This is a genomic window from Qipengyuania sp. SM2512 (assembly GCF_054954005.1).
The window spans coordinates 999451-1018499 of record NZ_CM143134.1 but is presented as its reverse complement, the minus strand read 5'-3'; the positions used below and the strand labels follow the sequence as shown (position 1 = coordinate 1018499).

Genomic DNA, 19049 nt, shown 5'->3' with positions numbered 1-19049 from the left:
GGTTCACCCGGCTCCGGCCACCGGCGGCGACCATGGCCGGTTTGGCCGGCGGCGGACGGGTGCCGATGGCATAGGCGAGCCCGGCATGAGGGCTATGCCAATCGTTTGCTTTCGGGAAGAGGCCGATGGGGAAGGTATGTCCATTTTTAGGTGGAATGCGGAACGTTGGCTTTGCGTGACGCTCAAGAGAATAGCCGACGCGCTGCGAAAGCCACCTTAGGTTGAGAGGTTTGCAGGAGTTGCACGATGATCAACAATGCAATTGCCGCGAAACTATTGAATTGGCAGGCGGGATAGGTTCGAAAAATGGTTGTTGCTCCATGCGAAACAGCCAACCCCGTACATCTACGTAGGGGTTTAAAGGAATGCCAGCTTCGGCAGCTGTCGATACATAACCACAGCAAGCCATATCAGCGATGGTTGGACCAATCCTTCCGGTCTCGGAACCTGGCTCATCGGCAAGCCACAGACGGTTTGAGAGATGTATTTCCATCGCTTCGAGAATTCTCACGCTCCGCGCCTGCGCTTCTTCTAGGTTGTTCTCAGCTCCGAATTGCTGAATGGCGCGTGCAAGGGCAAGGCCGTGGGCAATTTCGCCCGCAGCGATGGACAACCAACGTTGAACGGATGCCAACGCTTCCGGCGTGCGAGGCAACCAAACATTCTCGCGATCATACCTCATCGCGAGGTACACCAAAATGGCATTGCTATCCGCGATCGTGACGTTTCCATCCTGTAGGATAGGGATCTGCCCCAGTGGGTTAAGCGCCAAGAATGCTGACCCGCTTCGCTCCTCGCGAGTCACATGCTGATATGCAAATTCCAGGTCCAGGGCCTTGAGGAGCATTTCGACGCGTTGCCCATGCGCCGACAATTTCGTCGCAAAAAGGGTTATCATCGCGCGCTCCGATTACGGTAGATTGAGTTCATACCGTGTAGGAGACATAAACAATGGTGAGAATAGCTGAAGTATCCGCTTCGGACCCCACTCTTCTCAAGCTCATCATAACCCACCAGGCTTACTGTGCGGATCACACGCCTGAGGGCAGCGGCCATGCTGTGGCCCCTACTGGATCAGACCTGTCCGGCATACGGTATTGGATGGCCTTCGAGAAGAACGATGCAGTCGGCTGCATAGGGCTGAAAGCTGTTGATGCCAGTCACTCCGAAATCAAGACGATGCATGTGCTATCCTCCGCTCGCGGCAAGGGTATTGGTGGTGCCCTGGTGGACACACTCGTCAACCATGCGAAAGCAGGCGGAGCGGAGCGCTTGAGTCTGGAAACAGGAAATGGTGACGGGTTCGCTTCGTCAAGAAGGCTATACGAAGCAGCAGGCTTCAATCCTTGCGAGCCTTTCGGCCATTATGCACACGATCCCTTCAGCTATTGTATGACGATGGCGCTTTGAAAAAGCTCATCAGAGATGGTTTCGCAATGACCATCGCTATGCGCAAAGGACGATCCGCCCCCACAGCGGGGGTATGCAATTAGATCGTACGTCGTCGCCATTTTCCGACAAATGTTGGGTCGTTAGCCGACGGGTAGCTTCTGGCACAGACTAGCAGCAAGCGGCGCTACCCCGTCTACCGATAACCTCGCGATATCGGCAAAATGAGTCCAGAAGTCCCCCCCGCGTCACCCCGGGCCTGACCCGGGGTGACGCTTTCGTCGTTGCGAGGAGCGTAAGCGACGAAGCAATCCAGGGCGTGACCTCGCGGCTGAGCGACTGCGTCGGTGCCGGGCGGCAGGCGCAGTCCATGGATTGCCGCGCCGCCTGCGGCGGCTCGCAATGACGAGGGATGGGTTTGGTCGCGGAGGGGTGCCTGCCGGTGTCGAGCCTTTGGGCACGAAGGCAGCGGGACCCCGGGTCGAGCCCGGGGCGACGAAACCTGGGCAGCGCTGCAACTGGGTCGGGAGCTGCCAAGCAGCTTCCGTCGCAGGAGCGCTGCCAAGCAGCCGATCCGCTTTCGGAGACTGGCGCCCGCGGTAACTTTGCGAGATCGGGGGGGCTGGGGGACCATCGTTTCGCACAGCCGGCGCGAATTCGGCGGACACGAGCCTCCCCGGATCGATCAGTCACTCCGGGGTGCGAGGCCTTGCGCTATCCTGTCTGCATCTGATCCGGCTGGAGCCTCGGGCAGTTTGCTGAAATCGGTTTCGATCGAGTTTGGCACGGGCATCCCAAGCTTGGGGCAGAAGGAGATCAGGCTCGGCACGCAGGGCGGCGGCGAGAGATCGGGTGCCTGGGGATTGCCGGCATCCATGGTGCTGGCGGCATAATCTGTGCGCGCCTCCTCGCGGCTCCGCAGCACATAATCGCGAGGATCTTGAACCTGCGCGCAGACGATGATCTCGTTGGAAACAACCGAATTTCGATCGTCATCGGCACAAGCCTCCTCGACTGCCGAAAGATCGAGGACAAAGCCGGTCTCGCTTCTCGTTCGGTCCGTATCCGTGGCATCAGGCGATTGCGCGGAAACAGCTGCAGGTGCGCACAGCACGGCGAGAAAGCTTATCGGCAAGGCCCTGCGCACAAACGACATATCGAACCAATGGGGTAATCGCCGACCCGGACCGCTCGCGCCGTACCCCCACCACCGGCCCCTCACCGTTCGCTCCTCTCGCCCTCCAGCCTCGCCCACAGACTCCACAGCTTGGCAGCGATGGCTTCCAGCGGCACGAAATGCGCGCCCCCGATGAGGTTCACCCGGGTCACATTGGCGCCGCCCGCCGCTTCCAGCCGGATCGCCGCCTGCGGATCGACGACCTCGTCCTTCGCGCCGTGCAGCAGCACCACCGGTTCGGCGACCCGGGCGATGGCGGCGAGATTGTCGTAGCGGTCGGGGAGCAGCGGGCGCAGCAGCGCGGGGACCTGATCGGCGAGCCGGGTGAAGGCGCCGAGCGTCGCGACGCCGGTGACCTCGTGGCGCGCAGCGAGTTCGAGCGCGACCGCGCCGCCCAGCGAGAAGCCGAACAGATAGATGCGTCCTTCGGGGTTGAGTTCGCGGGCCTTGGCGAGCCAGGCCTCGCCATCGGCGAACAGCCCCTGCTGGGACGGCCTACCGGGATTGTCGCCATAGCCGCGGTAGGAGGCGATCAGCACCCCGTGACCGCCTTCGCGCAGCGCTTCGGCGCGGCGCGCCATGACCAGCTGGTTGTAGTCGCGCCCGTGGAAGACCACCACCAGCCGGTCATTGCCCGTCTCGGGCGCCCAGTAATAGCCTGCGAGCGCGAGCCCGTCGGCGGGGGCGGCCTGAAGCGGCAGCGGCGGCTCGCCCGCGAATTCGACCTCGGTATCGGCGAGCGAAACCGGCTGGTAAATCCGGTCGCGGACGACATCGGCCTGCGCCGGAGCGGCCAGCAGGAGCAAGAGGGCGGCCATCGCTCTCAGCACATCGATTCTCCCCTCCGGCACAAACGCCCCCGTCCGTCCCTCAATTCCTGGGCCTCAATACATATGCTGCCCGCCGTTGATGCTCATCGTCGAACCGGTAACGAAGCCGGCATCCTCGCTGCACAGGAAGCTTACCCCGCGGGCGATCTCGCTGGCGCGGCCCAGCCTTCCAACCGGGATCCTGGCGACGATCTTCTCCAGCACCGGTTCGGGCACCGCGGCGACCATGTCGGTGTCGATATAGCCGGGCGCGATCGCGTTGACGGTGATGTTGTAGCGCGCGCCTTCCTGCGCCAGCGCCTTGGTGAAGCCGTGGATCCCGCTCTTGGCGGCGGCGTAATTGACCTGGCCATATTGCCCCGCCTGGCCGTTGATCGAACCGATGTTGACGATCCGGCCCCAGCCGCGCTCCTTCATCCCGGGGAAGCAGGCCTTGGCCATGGTGAAGCAGCCGCCCAGATTGACGCGCATCACATCGTTCCAGTCTTCGTAGCTCAGCTTGAGCAGCGTGCCGTCGCGGGTGATCCCGGCGTTGTTGACCACCACGTCGATGGGGCCGACTTCTTCGGCGATTTGTGCGCAGGCCGCGGTGGCGGCGGGGTGATCGCCGACATCGAAGCAATAGGCGGCGATCCCGGTCTCGTCGCTGAAGGCGCGCGCCGCCGCGCCATTGCCCGCATAGGTGGCGACCACGCGGAACCCGTCGCTGTGCAGCTGTTCGCACACCGCGCGCCCGATCCCCCGGGTCCCGCCCGTCACCACTGCCACTCTGGTCATGATCATTCTCCCTCTCTCCATTCCCTAGCGTCAATCTCTAGGCGAATGCGGAAAGGGGACAAGAAAAACCCCGCCGGAGCGGGGCCTTGGGAGCGGATTGCGTGGTTACGCCGATCAGAAGCGGAACTGGGTTCCGACATAGACCGCCTGATTGTCCTCGAGCCCGTCGGTGAGCGGGGCGAGGCGGTCGCGTTCCTGCGAGAGGCGGACGCCCGCGGTGACATCGAGATTGCGGGTCACGCGGTAGGAGCCGCCGACATCGACGCTCTGTTCGCCCAGCGATTCGATCGGGCGAAGCGCGCGACCGGGCGACTCGTCCTGCTCGAAGGCGATCCGCGGCTGGAGCCGGCTGGGCTTGCCCTGCGGCTGCGAGGGACGGAATTCGGCGAGATCGGGCATGGCGATATCGCGCACGCCCGAAAGCCCGGGGGTCGGTTTGGGCGCGGGCTGGGTGAAACCCTGATAACCGCGCGCAATGCCCAGATCGTAGCGCATCGGCGCCAGCGCCAGCAGCGGCGAGCCGAGCCCGGCCTCGGCGGTGCCCGGAACGGTGTTGCGGACCGAGATCGCCCGCGCGGTGGCAGGGTCGACCCGGACCGCGACGGTCAGCGTGCGATCGCGCCGCCCCGGCTTGGCCGCAGGCGTGAAGCGCAGGGCATCGATCCCCACCGAAGACGCCAGCTCGCGCATCAGCGAGGCGTCCATCCCGGCGGGGGTGAAAGGCATGAATTCCAGATCGGTGCCCGATTCGCGCGCGGGGGCGGGATCGCCCACGACCGCAGCGCCGGTGGCGGGCAGCGTCAGCGCGAGACCGGCACCGGCGAGCAAGGCGGCCGTGAGCCGCACCTTTCCGCCATTGCCTGTGCTGCGCTTCATGATCCTGTCGCCCCTGTATACCCGATTCGCGGCTCCGGCCGCGCTCGTATCCTGACCCTGATATGACCATTCAGGCCGTGAACGGTTCCTGAAGGCGGCCCATCTGCGAGTCTTTCTCCGTTCCGGTTGATAGGAAGATGACAAATGGAGGGCTAGCTTTTCCACAGCCCGGCCTGCACAAAACCGGCGACTGTTGCCCCGGCTCCACACAGGCCGGCGCCGCATGCGGGCCGGAGGGCCTTGCCGGGAAAGCGGAAATTCAGCGGCTATTCACCGCCCGGGCTCCTATTCATCCCCTGTTCGCCGCCATGCAGCGCGGTGCGGCATCCCTTGCCCGCCGCGCCCGGGCGGCTATAGGACGCCATAAGACAGACCAAGGACCAGCATGACCCTTCATCCCGCAAGCCGCCGCTCCGCATCTCGCATCGCCACGGCCTTCGCCGGCGCCATCGTCGGGGCGGCCACGCTGGCGGCCTGCGCCGGGAACGAGCGTCCGACCGCCGATCTCGCTGCGGCGCAGGTCAGCACCATCGGCGTCAATTCCTACCTCTGGCGCGCCGCGCTCGACGCGGTCAGCTTCGCGCCGCTGCTCCAGGCCGACAGCGCCGGCGGGGTGATCGTCACCGACTGGTACACCAATCCGGCCAATCCCGGCGAGCGGGTCAAGCTCACCGTCTCGGTGCTCGACACCGATCTGCGCGCCGATGCGCTCCGGGTCGCCGCCAGCCGCCAGGTCGCGCAGGGCGGCGGCTGGGTCGAGGCGCCGGTGCAGGCCGCCACGGTCCAGAAGCTGGAAGACATCATCCTCACCAAGGCGCGCGAATTGCGCCGCGAGGCCATCGCCGGCTGATCGCGAATTCGCGACGCGACAACCGAGATACCCAGACCGGCGCCGAGAGCCGGGTACGACACAAGACAGACCGACAGGGGCGCCCATGGCCGAGAGCACATTCGATCCGTCGCAGGCCGACGGACGCTGGCAGCGCGCATGGGACGAGGCCCAGACCTTCCGCGCCGACAGCGGCTCGGACAAGCCCAAGAGCTATGTGCTCGAGATGTTTCCCTACCCATCGGGGCGGATCCATATCGGCCATGTCCGCAATTACACCATGGGCGACGTGCTGGCGCGCTACAAACGGATGCGCGGGCACGAGGTGCTGCATCCGATGGGCTGGGACGCCTTCGGCATGCCCGCCGAGAACGCGGCGATGGAAAAGGGCGTCCATCCCGGCCAGTGGACCCGCGCCAATATCGAGCACATGAAGGCGCAGCTCAAGCGGCTGGGCTTCGCGCTCGACTGGAGCCGCGAGCTGGCGACCTGCGAGGCCGAATATTACGGCCACGAACAGGCGCTGTTTCTCGACCTGTATGAGGCGGGCCTCGTCTACCGCAAGGAGAGCGAGGTCAATTGGGACCCGGTCGACCAGACCGTGCTCGCCAACGAGCAGGTGATCGACGGCAAGGGCTGGCGCTCGGGCGCCGAGGTCGAGAAGCGCAAGCTGTCGCAGTGGTTTCTCAAGATCACCGATTTCGCCGAGGAGCTGCTCGAAGGGCTGGGCGAGCTCGAGCGCTGGCCTGACAAGGTCCGGCTGATGCAGGAGAACTGGATCGGCCGCTCGCAGGGGCTGGAGTTCTCCTTCGAATTGTCGACCGGCGGGAAGCTGGCGGTCTACACCACGCGGCCCGACACGATCTTCGGCGCGAGCTTCGTGGCGGTGGCGGCGGATCACCCGGTCGCGCAGGCCGCGGCGCAGGACAATCCGGCCGCGCAGGAATTCATCGCGCTGTGCAAGCGCGGCGGGACCACCGCCGCCGAGCTCGAGACCGCAGAGAAGCTCGGCTTCGACACCGGGGCGAGTGCGCGCCATCCCTTCACCGGCGAGGCGCTGCCGGTCTATATCGCCAATTTCGTGCTGATGGATTACGGCACCGGCGCGATCATGGCGGTCCCCGGCCACGACCAGCGCGACTTCGAATTCGCGACCAAATACGGTCTGCCGATCCCGCGCGTGGTGGCCGAGAGCATCGCTGCCGCGAGCCGGCCATTCGGAGTAGGCGCCGAATCGGGCGAGGGCATGCTGGTCAATTCGCGCTTCCTCGACGGGTTGAGCGTGGACGAAGCCAAGGCCGAGGTCATCCGCCGCGCGCAGAGCGAGGGCTGGGGCGAGGGAAAGACCGTCTGGCGGCTGCGCGACTGGGGCGTGAGCCGCCAGCGCTATTGGGGCACGCCGATCCCCTTTATCCATTGCGCGGCCTGCGGCGTGGTGCCCGCGCCCAAGGACAGCCTGCCGATCACGCTGCCCGAGGATGTCGACTTCCAGACCCCGGGCAACCCGCTCCAGCGCCACGAGGCGTGGAAGCAAGTCGATTGCCCCAAGTGCGGCGCCGCGGCCGCGCGCGAAACCGACACGCTCGACACCTTCGTCGACAGTTCGTGGTATTTCCTGCGCTTCGCCAGCCAGCCCGCCGACCGGCCCTTCGATCCCGAAGAGGTCGCCAAATGGCTTCCGGTCGAGCAATATATCGGCGGGGTCGAGCATGCGATCCTGCACCTGCTCTACGCGCGTTTCTGGACCCGTGCGCTCAAGCGCATGGGGCGGCTCGAGGTCGCAGAACCCTTCGCCAGCCTGTTCACCCAAGGGATGGTGACGCACGAGACCTATGCCCGCCGCGATGCGGATGACGGGCGGCAGAGCTTCTTCAGCCCCGAGGAGGTGGAACGCAGCGCGGATCGCGCGGTGCTCAAAGCGGATGGCTTCCCGGTCGAGATCGGCCGCGTGGTCAAGATGTCGAAGTCGAAGAAGAACGTGGTCGACCCCGACACGATCGTCGAGCGCCACGGCGCCGATGCGGTGCGCTGGTTCATGCTGTCCGACAGCCCGCCCGAGCGCGACCTGCCCTGGTCCGACGCCGGAATGGAGGGCTGCGCGCGCTTCGTCCACCGGCTGTGGCGGCTGTTCGGGCAATATGATGCTGGAGCCGCAGGCGCGGAGGACAAGGCTCTCGAGCGCAGGACCCACCAGGCCGTCGCCGCGGTGGCGGGCGATATCGAGGCGCTCGGCTTCAACAAGGCGGTGGCGCGGATCTACGAACTGACCGCGACGGTCGAGAAGGCCGCGCCCTCGCGCAGCCGCTCATCCGCGATTCTCACGCTGGTCCGGCTGGCCGCGCCGATGATGCCGCATCTGGCGGAAGAGGCCTGGCACAGTCTCGGTCAGGACGGGCTGGTCGCCGATGCCGCCTGGCCCGAGGTCGACCCCGCGCTGCTGGTCGAGGACGAGGTCACCATCGCGGTACAGCACATGGGCAAATTGCGCGACACGCTGAGCGCGCCCAAGGGCACCTCGAAGGAAGATCTCGAAGCGCTGGCGCTGGCCAGCGAGAAGGTCCAGCGCTCGATCGACGGCGCGGCGATCCGCAAAGTGATTGTCGTGCCCGACCGTTTGGTCAATATCGTCACCTGATGCGCCGGATCGCCACCCTTCTCCCCGCGCTTGCCATCGCGCTTGCGCTGCCGGGCTGCGGGCTGCAGCCGATGTATGCCGGCGGCGGCGATGGCGCCGTGGCGCAGGGGCTGGCGGCGGTCGAGGTTCCCGCGATTCCCGGCCGTGCCGGCTGGCTGGTGCGCAATGCGCTGGTCGACCGGCTGGGAGCCGCAGGCGAGGCCGCGCCGCGCTACCGGCTCGACGTCCGGCTCGACGACCGGCTCGAGGGGCTCGGCGTGCTGGGCGACGACACGATCGGCCGCGAACGGCGGACCCTGCGCGCGCGCTACCAGCTGATCGATACTGCCACCGGTTCGATCCTGCTCGATGCGACCGCCGGCTCCGATGCGGGCATCGACGTGGTCTCGAGCGAATACGCCACCATCGCCGCCGAGCAGACGGCGCTGGAGAATCTCGCGCGCGAAGTGGCGGACCGGATGGTGACCCGAATCGCGCTCGCCCTGCGCGACGAGAATCAGGCCGCCCGGTGAGAGCGGCGCTATGAAGGCGACGCAGCGCGATTTCGCGGCCAAGGCGCGCGGCGCGCTCGGCACGGTGTCGATCTTCTTCTTTTGCGGCCCCGACGAGGCCGGCGCCTCGGCGGCGGCGCGCGATCTGGTGGCCATGCTCCCCGATCCGGGCGAGCGGGTCGAGCTGTCGGGCGGCGAATTGCGCTCGGACCCCGCGAAGCTGGGCGACGAGGCGCGCTCCTCCTCGCTGTTCGGCGATCGTCGCCACATCCTGGTGCGGGCCAATGGCGACGAGGCGCATGACGCGCTGCGCACGCTGACCGAGACCAGCGACATGGGGGCGGGCGAGGCCTGTCCGGTGCTGGTGGTCGCCACCGCGGCGACCGACAAATCGCGCACCGCCAAGCTGCTCGAGAAGCGCAAGGATGCGCTGGTGACGATGTTCTACCCGCCCGATCTCGCCTCGGTCACCCATGCGGTGCGGGCGATGGGGGACGGGGCCGGAGTGCAGTTCAGCGGCGGGCTGGCCGAGCGGATAGCGCGCGCCGCCAATCTCGACGTCCGGCTGGCGCAGTCGGAGATCGACAAGCTCGCGCTCTATCTCGACGCCAGTCCTCAGGCGCCCAAACAGGTCGATGCCGCCGCGCTCGATGCGATCGGTGCGGTCAGCGACGAGGACGGCTTCATGTCGCTGGTCAATGCGGTGCTCTCGGGCGATCAGCCCAAGCTCGCCGCCGAGATGGTGCGGATGCGCGAGATGGGGCTGAACCCGGTCGGGCTGTTGCTCGCCTTCGAGCGGCGCGCGGCTCAGCTGGCGCGGATCGCGGCGCGGATCGGGCCGCGCGGCTCGTTCGAGGATCTGGGCAAGGGCGAGAAGGCGCAGCTCGGCATCTTCTTTCGCGAGGAGCGCGAGATCCGCAACCAGCATGCCTATTGGCGCGGGGCCCGGCTCGACCGGCTGACCACGCGGCTGGTCGCGCTGCACCGCGAACTGCTCGCCAACAGCCAGGCGGCGCATCTGCTATTGGCGCAGGCGCTCACCGGGATGGCGCGGCGGCCCCGCCGGTGAACGCTCGGACCTAGTTCTCGGGCACCGAGAATGTCCCGCTGACCCGTCCGCCATCGCCGGTGGTGGTTTCCCCCGCCACGCTCGAGGAACCGCTGGCGCTGCCATCGACGCTCGCCACGCCGCTGACCAGATCGATCACCAGCCGCCCGCCGTTGAGCGTATCGCCCCCGCGCCGCAGCCGGACATCGCCCGCCAGCGTGATGATCCGGCGGTTGAAATCATAGACCGCATTGTTGCCCGAGGCGATCTCGTTGCCGCGGCGGACATTGACCCCGCCGGTCGCCAGGATCCGCTGGATCTGCAGACTGCCCGCATCGCTGTAATTCACCAGCGTGCGCTCGGCGGTCAGCCGCAATCCGGCCTGCTCGATCACCACATTGCCCGACAGCACCACGCGGTTCTGCCGGTCCTGCAGCTCGATCCGGTTGGCGGCGTAGTTTACCGGCGCGTTGGAATTGTGCCCGGCGATCGCCTGCGCGTTGAGCTGGATCCCGGCCATCAGCGCCAGCGTGGCGGCGAAGCCGCCGATCAGCCAGCGGCGGGAGGTGGCAATAAGGTCGGTCATCACGGCATCCTCATCAGGCCCGGCACCATGCGCAGGCGGGCATTGCCGACCAGCGCGACGGTGCGCGCCGCGAGATCGACTTCCAGACGGTTGGCGGAAAATGTCCCCGCGGGAATCGCGCCCGAGACGCCGCCGTTGCCGGCCACGCGCTGGGTGTCGAGATCGATCCGGACATCGCGCAGCAGCATGCGATAGCCGTCCGCCGCGGTCATCCGCATCGCGCCGGGCACGATCATGGTTTCGGCATCGATATCATAGGCGCCGCCGGTCGCGTCGATAATCGCCGGCCCCTCGGGCAGCAGCAGCCGGGCTTCCATATCGTCCATCCGGACGATGCCCTCGACGCTGGATCTCTGCACCGCCTCGCCCGCGGTCAGCGAGAAGGGGCGGCTGCGATCGTCCTGACCGCGGTACATCGCGTTGTCGACGCGCAACCGCTCGTCGATCACCGCGACCTTGTTGCGGTCGAGCAGGAAGCTGACCTCACCGCGCGGGCTCAGCGGGGTCACCACCATCAGCGCGGCGACCACGCCGACGCCCAGCGGCAGCGCGCGCGCGAGGAAGCCGACCAGCCGGTCGTGCGATCCGCCCGGTGCGGCGAAATGCTGGCGCTTGCTGCGCAGCGCCGCGGCTCGTCTGGTTTCTCTGCGCTCTTCGGGCCGGGGAGTGGAGACCATGCGCTGCGACCTCAGGCGTGGCTGAAGATGTCGTGTTCGGGCCAGCCGGCGATGTCGAGCCGCGCGCGGGTGGGCAGGAAGTCGAAACAGGCCTGCGCCATCTCGCTGCGCCCTTCTCGCTCGAGCCGCTTTTCCAGCTCCTCGCGCAGCCGGTGCAGATAGCGCACGTCGGAGGCGGCGTAGTCGCGCTGCGCCTCGCTCAGCACCGGACCGCCCCAGTCGGAGCTCTGCTGGTGCTTGGAGAGATTCTCGCCGAGAAGCTCCTCGACCAGGTTCTTCAGCCCGTGGCGATCGGTGTAGGTGCGCACCAGCTTGCTGGCGATCTTGGTGCAGAACACCGGCGCGGCCATCACGCCGAGATAATACTCGATCGCGGCGAGATCGAAGCGCGCGAAATGATAGAGCTTCACCCGGTTCGGGTCGGCGAGAATCGCCTTGAGATTGGGCGCGTCATAGGTGCTGTCGGGCCCGAACCGGACCAGATGCTCGTCCTTGCCGCCATTGCTGATCTGGACCAGGCACAGCCGGTCGCGCGGGGTGATAAGGCCCATGGTCTCGGTGTCGATCGCGATCGCGCCATCGCCGAGCACGCCTTCGGGGAGGTCTTCTTCGTGGAAATGTACAGTCATATGGCGATGGCCCTTAGGCGCATTGGGGATTGGTGGAAAGGCCTGCTGGCGAGCGCGGGCGAGCCGGTCTAGCGCAGGCTGCATGAACGAGGACAATCTTCCCGCAAGTTGGCATGATGTGCTCGCACCGGTTCTGGTCGGCGAAGAAGCGCGGCGGCTCGGCGGCTGGCTGCGCGCCGAGGAGGCGGCGGGCAGAGCGGTCTATCCCCCGCGAGGCAGCCGGTTGCGCGCGCTCGAACTGACCGAGCGCGAGTCGGTGAAGGTCGTCATCCTGGGGCAGGATCCCTATCACGGGCCGGGGCAGGCGATGGGGCTGAGCTTTTCGGTGCCCCACGGCGTGCGCGTGCCGCCGAGCCTGGCGAACATCTACAAGGAATTGCACGCCGATCTGGGTCCGGAAATCCCCGCGCATGGCGATCTGACGCCATGGGCGCAGCGCGGCGTGCTGCTGCTCAACACCACGCTGACAGTCGAGGCAGGGCAGGCGGGGAGCCACGCCGGGCGCGGGTGGGAGGCGGTCACCGATGCGGTGGTGGCCGCGGTCGCGGAAAGCGAGCGCCCGACCGTCTTCGTGCTGTGGGGCGCGCATGCGCAGAAGAAGGCCGCGCGGCTGCCCCAATTGTCCGATGTACGCCATCTGGTGCTGCGCAGTCCGCATCCCAGCCCGCTCTCGGCGCATCGCGGCTTCTTCGGCTCGCGGCCCTTCAGCAAGGCGAACGCCTTTCTCGAGCAGGCGGGGCGCGGAGCGGTGGACTGGAGCCTGCCGCCCGAGGTCTGAGGGTCAGCGCGGCAGTTCGCTCGCCCCCATCAGCGCTTCGTCTACCGCGCGCGCGCATTGGCGGCCTTCGCGGATCGCCCAGACCACCAGGCTCTGCCCGCGGCGCATGTCGCCGCAGGAATAGACCCCCGGTTCGCTGGTCGCGTAGCTGTCGGTATCCGCAGCGACCGCGCCGCGCTCGCTCAGCGCCACGCCCGCCCGGTCGAGCAGTCCGCGCCGCTTGGGGCCGGTGAAGCCCATCGCCAGCAGGATCAGGTCGGCGGGCAGGGTGAAGCTGCTGTCCGGGACTTCCTCGAACTTGCCGCCGTCCCACTCGATCCGGACGCATTCGAGCCCGGAGACCTGGCCGTTCTCCGCGACTACGCGCTTGGTCAGCACGCCCCAGTCGCGCTCCGCGCCTTCCTCGTGGCTGGAAGAGGTCCGCAGCTTGAGCGGCCAGTCGGGCCAGGTCAGCGCCTTGTCCTCGCGCTCGGGCGGCTGCGGCATGATCTCGAGCTGGGTGACGCTGGCCGCGCCCTGGCGGTTGGAGGTTCCGACGCAATCCGAACCGGTGTCGCCCCCGCCGATGACGACGACATGCTTGCCCTTGGCGGACAGCGTCCCGCGCGGCGCGGCGCGCAATTCGTCGTCGCCCGCATTGCGCTTGTTCTGCTGGGTGAGGAATTCCATCGCCAGCCGCACCCCGGGCAGTTCGGCGCCGGGTATCTGCAATTGCCGCGGCTCTTCCGCGCCGCCCGCCAGCACCACCGCGTCGAAATTGTCCTGCAGCGCCTTGAAGCTGACCTCGACCCCGACCTCGGCCCCGATGCGGAAATGGACGCCCTCGGCCTCCATCTGCACCGCGCGGCGGTTGATGTGCTGCTTGCCCAGTTTGAAATCGGGGATGCCGTAGCGCAGCAATCCGCCGATCCGGTCGCTCTTCTCGAACACGGTCACCGCATGGCCTGCGCGGGCGAGCTGCTGCGCGCAGGCCAGCCCGGCGGGGCCGCTGCCGATCACCGCCACTGACTTGCCCGTCTGCCGCTCGGGCAGTTGCGGCGTGATCCAGCCCTCCTGCCAGCCGCGATCGACGATGGCGCATTCGATCGATTTGATCGTCACCGGGGCATCGACGATGTTGAGCGTGCAGGCCGCCTCGCAGGGCGCGGGGCAGACCCTTCCGGTGAATTCCGGAAAATTGTTGGTCGAATGGAGGTTGTCGAGCGCGGTGCGCCAGTCGTCCTCGTAAACCAGGTGGTTCCACTCGGGGATGATGTTGTTGACCGGGCAGCCGGTGTGGCAGAACGGAATCCCGCAATCCATGCAGCGCGCGGCCTGCTCGCGCAGCGCGGCCTCGCCCATCGGCACGGCGAATTCGTCGTAATTCCTCAGCCGCTCGGCGGGGTCGAGATAGTCGCGGTCGCGCCGCGCGTATTCGAGGAAGCCGGTTTCCTTGCCCATCAGCGGGGTCCTGTCGTGTAGTGATGCGTCATCCCAGCGAAAGCTGGGATCTGTTTCCGCCGGAGCGCAAGCCCGTGAGAGATCCCAGCTTTCGCTGGGATGACGAGGGGGGCCGCCGGGATGACGGATGGAAGGGTGTGGGGGGCGCGGAAGACACTCACTCCGCCGCCTCCATCGCCGCTTCCGCGCGTTCGGCCTCGAGTGCCTTGAGCGCGGTCTCGTAGTCGCGCGGCATCACCTTCTTGAACCGGCGCAGCGAGACGTCCCAATCCGCCAGCAGCGCCTCGGCGCGCGCCGAGCCGGTGTGGAGCTGGTGCCGCTCGACCAGCACGCGCAGCCGCGCGGCGTCGTGATAGAGCGGATCGCCCATGCCTGAGTCCTCGACCGAGCGCGCGCGCTGCTGGGGTTCGCCCCAGCTGTTCTCCGCGCCTCGGCCTTCGCCCGGCTCGATGGCGCGGATGTCGACCTGCGCGCGGTTGCACAGCGATGCGAAGTTGTCGTCGGGGTCGTAGACATAGGCCACGCCCCCGCTCATCCCGGCGGCGAAATTGCGCCCCGTGGCGCCGAGAACGCAGACCACCCCGCCGGTCATATATTCGCAGGCGTGGTCGCCCGTGCCCTCGACCACCGCCACCGCGCCCGAATTGCGCACCGCGAAACGTTCGCCCGCGGCCCCGGCGAAGAAGGCTTCGCCCGCGATCGCGCCATAAAGCACGGTGTTGCCGACGATGATGTTGTCGCTCGCGTTGCGGGTGACCTGGCTCGGCGGCTTGACGACGATCCGTCCGCCCGAGAGCCCCTTGCCGACATAGTCGTTGGCATCGCCGGTCAGCTCGAGCGTGACGCCGTGCGCGAGCCAGGCGCCGAAGCTCTGCCCGGCGACCCCGGTGAGCGCGATGCGGATGGCGTCGGGCGCCAGCCCGCGATGGCCGTGCGCCTCGGCGATCCGGCCCGAGAGCATCGCGCCGACGCTGCGGTTGACGTTGCGGACCTCGCGTTCGAGCACCACCGGCTTGCCGTCCGTGATCGCCGGCTGGCAGGCCGCGATCAGCTCGCGGTCCATCGCCGCGCCCAGACCGTGGTCCTGCGTGCCCGTCTGGCGCAGCGGCGCATCGGGGACGCGTTCGACCGAGGCGAGCAGCCGCGACAGATCGACGCCTTTCGCCTTCCAGTGGCGCGCGACGCGGTGCGTGTCGATCAGGTCGACCCGGCCCACCATGTCCTCGACCCGGCGGAAGCCCATCTCCGCCATTATCTGGCGCAGTTCCTCGGCGACGAAGAAGAAGTAGTTGATGACATGCTCGGGGGTGCCGGTGAAGCGCTTGCGCAGCACCGGATCCTGCGTCGCGACGCCCACCGGGCAGGTGTTGAGGTGGCATTTGCGCATCATGATGCAGCCCGCCGCGATCAGCGGGGCGGTGGCGAAGCCGAATTCGTCCGCCCCAAGCAGTGCGCCGATCGCGACATCGCGCCCGGTCCGCAGACCGCCGTCGACCTGCACCGCGATGCGGCTGCGCAGATCGTTGAGCAGCAGCGTCTGCTGGGTTTCGGCGAGGCCGATCTCCCACGGGCTGCCCGCATGCGTCAGGCTGGTCAAAGGCGATGCGCCGGTGCCGCCCTCGTAGCCCGAGATGGTGACATGGTCGGCCTTGCACTTGGAAACGCCCGCGGCGACCGTGCCGACCCCGACCTCGCTCACCAGCTTGACCGAGATCCGCGCCGCGGGCTGGACGTTCTTGAGATCGTGGATCAGCTGCGCCAGATCCTCGATCGAATAGATGTCGTGATGCGGCGGCGGCGAGATCAGCCCGACGCCGGGGGTCGAATGGCGCACCTTGCCGATGGTCTTGTCGACCTTGTGGCCGGGCAATTGTCCGCCCTCGCCGGGCTTGGCACCCTGCGCCATCTTGATCTGGATATCGTCCGAATTGACCAGATATTCGGTGGTCACGCCAAAGCGCCCGCTGGCGACCTGCTTGATCCGGCTGCGCATCGAATCGCCATTGGCCATGGGGACGAAGCGGTCCGGCTCCTCGCCGCCCTCGCCGGTGTTCGAGCGCGCGCCGATGCGGTTCATCGCGATCGCCAGCGTGGTGTGCGCCTCGCGGCTGATCGAGCCATAGCTCATCGCCCCGGTGCTGAAGCGCTTGACGATCTCGGCGGCGGGTTCGACCTCCTCGAGCGGGATCGGCTGATCCAGCTTGCGCAGTTCCATCAGCCCGCGGATCGTCAGCAGCCGCTCGGACTGCTCGTTGATCGCCTTGGCGAAGGCGGCGTAATTGTCGGGCCGGTCGCCGCGCACCGCATGCTGGAGATTGGCGATCGTCTCGGGAGTCCAGGCATGATCCTCGCCGCGCAGGCGGAACTGGTAGATGCCGCCCGGATCGAGCATGCTGCGGTAGATCGGCGCATCGCCGTAAGCCATCGCGTGGCGCCGGACCGCTTCCTCGGCGACCTGTTCGAGCCCGACGCCCTCGATCGTGGTCGAGGTGCCGGTGAAAAAGGCATCGACGAAGGCGCTCGACAGCCCGACCGCATCGAAGATCTGCGCGCCGCAATAGGACTGGTAGGTCGAGATGCCCATCTTGGACATGACCTTGAGGATGCCCTTGCCCACCGCCTTGACGTAATTGTCGCGCACCTTCTCGGGCGCGAGCTCGGGGTGCCGCTCGGCGCGCAGATGCTCGAGAGTCTCGAAGGCGAGATAGGGATTGATCGCCTCGGCGCCGTAACCCGCCAGCACGCAGAAATGATGCACCTCGCGCGCTTCGCCGGTCTCGACCACCAGCCCGGTCTGCATCCGCAGCCCCTGGCGGGTAAGTTGGTGATGCACCGCGGCGGTGGCGAGCAGTGCGGGCATCGGGATGCGGCCGGGGCCCTGCAGCCGGTCCGACAGGATCAGGATGTTGTGATCCTGCAGCACCGCCTCGGTCGCGGCCCAGCACATCTCCTTGATCGCCATCGCCAGCCCTTCGGCACCGGTGGCGGCATCCCAGCTGCAGTCGATCGTCGCGGTGCGGAACGCCCCGTCGAGCGCCGATTCGACCGAGCGGATCTTGGCGAGATCGTCATTGGTGAGGATCGGCTGGCTGACTTCGAGCCGTTTGTGCAGCCCGGCGTCGCGGCCGAGCAGATTGGGACGCGGGCCGATCATCGACAGCAGGCTCATCACCAGCTCCTCGCGGATCGAATCGATCGGCGGATTGGTGACCTGCGCGAAGTTCTGCTTGAAATAGTCGTAGAGCAGCCGCGGACGGTCGCTCAGCACCGCGATCGGCGTGTCGGTGCCCATCGAGCCGATCGGGTCCTGGCCGTCGAGCGCCATCGGCTCGAGAAAGCGCGTCAGATCTTCCTGCGTGTAGCCGAAGGCCTGCTGGCGATCGAGCAGGGTGGTGGTCGCGACCGGGATCTCGGACAGCTCGGGCGCGATATGCTCGATATCCTCGAGCTTGAACTGCGCCTGTTCGAGCCATTTCTCGTAAGGATGCTCCGCGGCGAGCTGGGCCTTGAGCTCGGCATCCTCGATGATGCGGCCTTCCTCGAGGTCGATCAGCAGCATCTTGCCCGGCTGCAACCGCCATTTGCGCACGATATCCGCCTCGTCGATCGGCAGCACCCCGCTCTCGCTGGCGAGTACGACGTGATCGTCCTTAGTGACGCAATAGCGCGCTGGGCGCAGCCCGTTGCGGTCGAGCGTCGCGCCGATCTGGCGCCCGTCGGTGAAGCACACCGCGGCGGGCCCGTCCCAGGGCTCCATCAGCGCGGCGTGGTACTCGTAGAAGGCGCGCCGCGCAGGATCCATCAGCGCATTGCCCGCCCAGGCCTCGGGCATCAGCATCATCATCGCATGGGCGAGGCTGTAGCCGCCCACCAGCAACAGCTCGAGCGCGTTGTCGAGACAGGCGGTGTCCGACTGGCCATGGGGGATCAGCGGCCACATCTTGTCGAGATCGACGCCCAGCAGTTCGCTTTCCATGGTGCGGCGGCGCGCGTTCATCCAGTTGACGTTGCCGCGCACCGTGTTGATCTCGCCATTGTGCGCGGTGAAGCGGTAGGGATGCGCCAGCCGCCAGCTGGGGAAGGTGTTGGTGCTGAAGCGCTGATGGACGAGACCCAGCGCCGAGACGCAGTCGGGATCGCGCAAATCGTCGTAGCAACTGCCCACCTGATGCGCGAGCAGCAGACCCTTGTAGACGATCGTGCGGCTGGAAAAGCTCGGGATATAGGCCTGCGTCAGCCCGAGGATGCCGTGTTTCTCGGCCAGCTTTGCGAGCGGGTTGAGCGTCTGCTTGCGGATCACCACCAGCTTGCGCTCGAACGCGTCCTGATCGGCGCAATCGGGACCGCGCCCGACGATGCACTGCCGCATGATCGGCATCGAATCCACCACCGCGCGGCCCAGCCCGTCGAGCGTGGTGGGCACATCGCGCCAGCCGAGCACGCGCTGGCCCTCCTTGACGACGAATTTCTCCAGCTGATCGACCACGAAAGTGGCCGCCTCGCCCTCACGCGGAAGGAAGCATTGCGCGACGCCGTATTCGCCGGGCGGGGGAAGATCGACGTCTTCGCTGGCGGCCCATTTGCGGAATAGCGGATCGGGGACCTGAAGCAGGATGCCCGCCCCGTCGCCAAGCAGCGGATCGGCGCCGACCGCGCCGCGATGGTCGAGATTGCCGAGGATCTCGAGCGCCCGGGTGACGATCGAATGGCTCTTGTCCCCGCGGATATGCGCGACCATGCCGACGCCGCAGGCGTCGTGCTCGTTGCGCGGATCGTAGAGCCCGCCGGCGGGCGGGGGGGCCGATAGAGTCATTCGCTTCCTTCACACCGTCCGGCCCGGCGGAAGCGCATGGGCTTCCGGGGGTCCTGACTGCTGGCGCGCCGGTT

Annotated in this window: 16 protein-coding genes; 6 read left to right on the top strand and 10 right to left on the bottom strand. The window is 67.1% G+C overall.

Translation table 11 applies throughout. The features are described from left to right. Positions 1 to 250: 250 nt before the first annotated feature. Positions 251 to 898: a glutathione S-transferase family protein gene (locus ACQ5J0_RS05205; protein WP_462569471.1), complete on the bottom strand. Its 648-nt coding sequence runs from the start codon at positions 896 to 898 to the stop codon at positions 251 to 253. Positions 899 to 1101: 203 nt separating this feature from the next. Here ACQ5J0_RS05205 and ACQ5J0_RS05200 point away from each other — a divergent pair, with 203 nt between their 5' ends. Continuing rightward, complete coding sequence (locus ACQ5J0_RS05200) at positions 1102 to 1410, top strand: GNAT family N-acetyltransferase (RefSeq protein WP_462569470.1); 309 nt, start codon at positions 1102 to 1104, stop codon at positions 1408 to 1410. A gap of 664 nt (positions 1411 to 2074) precedes the next feature. On the opposite strand, the gene ACQ5J0_RS05195 is transcribed toward ACQ5J0_RS05200, so the two are convergent. The 4 genes from ACQ5J0_RS05195 to ACQ5J0_RS05180 all read right to left on the bottom strand — a co-directional run bounded on the left by ACQ5J0_RS05195 (position 2075) and on the right by ACQ5J0_RS05180 (position 5049). Then, entirely contained in the window at positions 2075 to 2524 is a 450-nt protein-coding gene (locus tag ACQ5J0_RS05195; protein ID WP_462569469.1) for a hypothetical protein, read from the bottom strand. A gap of 83 nt (positions 2525 to 2607) precedes the next feature. After that, positions 2608 to 3384, bottom strand: coding sequence for an alpha/beta hydrolase (locus tag ACQ5J0_RS05190; protein WP_462569468.1), 777 nt, complete (start codon positions 3382 to 3384; stop codon positions 2608 to 2610). A 66-nt stretch (positions 3385 to 3450) separates the two neighbouring features. Then, positions 3451 to 4173, bottom strand: a complete 723-nt coding sequence (gene phbB / locus ACQ5J0_RS05185) for an acetoacetyl-CoA reductase (RefSeq protein ID WP_462569467.1) — start codon at positions 4171 to 4173, stop codon at positions 3451 to 3453. Positions 4174 to 4287: 114 nt separating this feature from the next. Then, complete coding sequence (locus ACQ5J0_RS05180) at positions 4288 to 5049, bottom strand: hypothetical protein (protein WP_462569466.1); 762 nt, start codon at positions 5047 to 5049, stop codon at positions 4288 to 4290. Positions 5050 to 5434: 385 nt separating this feature from the next. Here ACQ5J0_RS05180 and ACQ5J0_RS05175 point away from each other — a divergent pair, with 385 nt between their 5' ends. From ACQ5J0_RS05175 to ACQ5J0_RS05160, 4 genes are all read left to right on the top strand, one after another. Next, positions 5435 to 5899, top strand: a complete 465-nt coding sequence (locus ACQ5J0_RS05175) for a DUF3576 domain-containing protein (RefSeq protein ID WP_462569465.1) — start codon at positions 5435 to 5437, stop codon at positions 5897 to 5899. Between the two features lie 85 nt (positions 5900 to 5984). After that, the gene (gene leuS / locus ACQ5J0_RS05170) at positions 5985 to 8513 is read left to right on the top strand and encodes a leucine--tRNA ligase (RefSeq protein WP_462569464.1); all 2529 of its coding nucleotides are present in this window, start codon (positions 5985 to 5987) and stop codon (positions 8511 to 8513) included. After that, entirely contained in the window at positions 8513 to 9025 is a 513-nt protein-coding gene (gene lptE / locus ACQ5J0_RS05165; protein WP_462569463.1) for an LPS assembly lipoprotein LptE, read from the top strand. The genes leuS and lptE overlap by 1 nt, the downstream gene beginning before the upstream one ends. A gap of 10 nt (positions 9026 to 9035) precedes the next feature. After that, positions 9036 to 10073, top strand: a complete 1038-nt coding sequence (locus ACQ5J0_RS05160; RefSeq protein WP_462569462.1) for a DNA polymerase III subunit delta — start codon at positions 9036 to 9038, stop codon at positions 10071 to 10073. A gap of 10 nt (positions 10074 to 10083) precedes the next feature. On the opposite strand, the gene ACQ5J0_RS05155 is transcribed toward ACQ5J0_RS05160, so the two are convergent. The 3 genes from ACQ5J0_RS05155 to ACQ5J0_RS05145 are packed head-to-tail and all read right to left on the bottom strand — an operon-like array spanning position 10084 to position 11944. Then, positions 10084 to 10638 carry an LptA/OstA family protein gene (locus ACQ5J0_RS05155; RefSeq protein ID WP_462569461.1) on the bottom strand — a complete coding sequence of 185 codons (555 nt, stop codon included), beginning with the start codon at positions 10636 to 10638 and terminating at the stop codon, positions 10084 to 10086. Continuing rightward, a complete protein-coding gene (locus ACQ5J0_RS05150; protein ID WP_462569460.1) occupies positions 10638 to 11315 on the bottom strand; it encodes an LPS export ABC transporter periplasmic protein LptC in 678 nt (225 codons plus the stop codon). Before ACQ5J0_RS05150 ends, ACQ5J0_RS05155 begins: the two co-directional genes overlap by 1 nt. 11 nt (positions 11316 to 11326) lie before the next feature. Next, positions 11327 to 11944 carry a ribonuclease D gene (locus tag ACQ5J0_RS05145; protein WP_462569459.1) on the bottom strand — a complete coding sequence of 206 codons (618 nt, stop codon included), beginning with the start codon at positions 11942 to 11944 and terminating at the stop codon, positions 11327 to 11329. Positions 11945 to 12026: 82 nt separating this feature from the next. On the opposite strand from ACQ5J0_RS05145, the gene ACQ5J0_RS05140 reads away from it, so the two are divergent. Next, positions 12027 to 12722 (top strand): uracil-DNA glycosylase, encoded by a 696-nt coding sequence (locus ACQ5J0_RS05140; protein WP_462569456.1) that lies wholly within the window; start codon positions 12027 to 12029, stop codon positions 12720 to 12722. Positions 12723 to 12725: 3 nt separating this feature from the next. Here the strand turns inward: ACQ5J0_RS05140 and ACQ5J0_RS05135 are convergent, their stop codons facing one another. Then, entirely contained in the window at positions 12726 to 14162 is a 1437-nt protein-coding gene (locus ACQ5J0_RS05135) for a glutamate synthase subunit beta (protein WP_462569455.1), read from the bottom strand. 157 nt (positions 14163 to 14319) lie between these two features. Continuing rightward, complete coding sequence (gene gltB / locus ACQ5J0_RS05130) at positions 14320 to 18975, bottom strand: glutamate synthase large subunit (protein WP_462569454.1); 4656 nt, start codon at positions 18973 to 18975, stop codon at positions 14320 to 14322. Between the last annotated feature and the right edge of the window lie 74 nt (positions 18976 to 19049).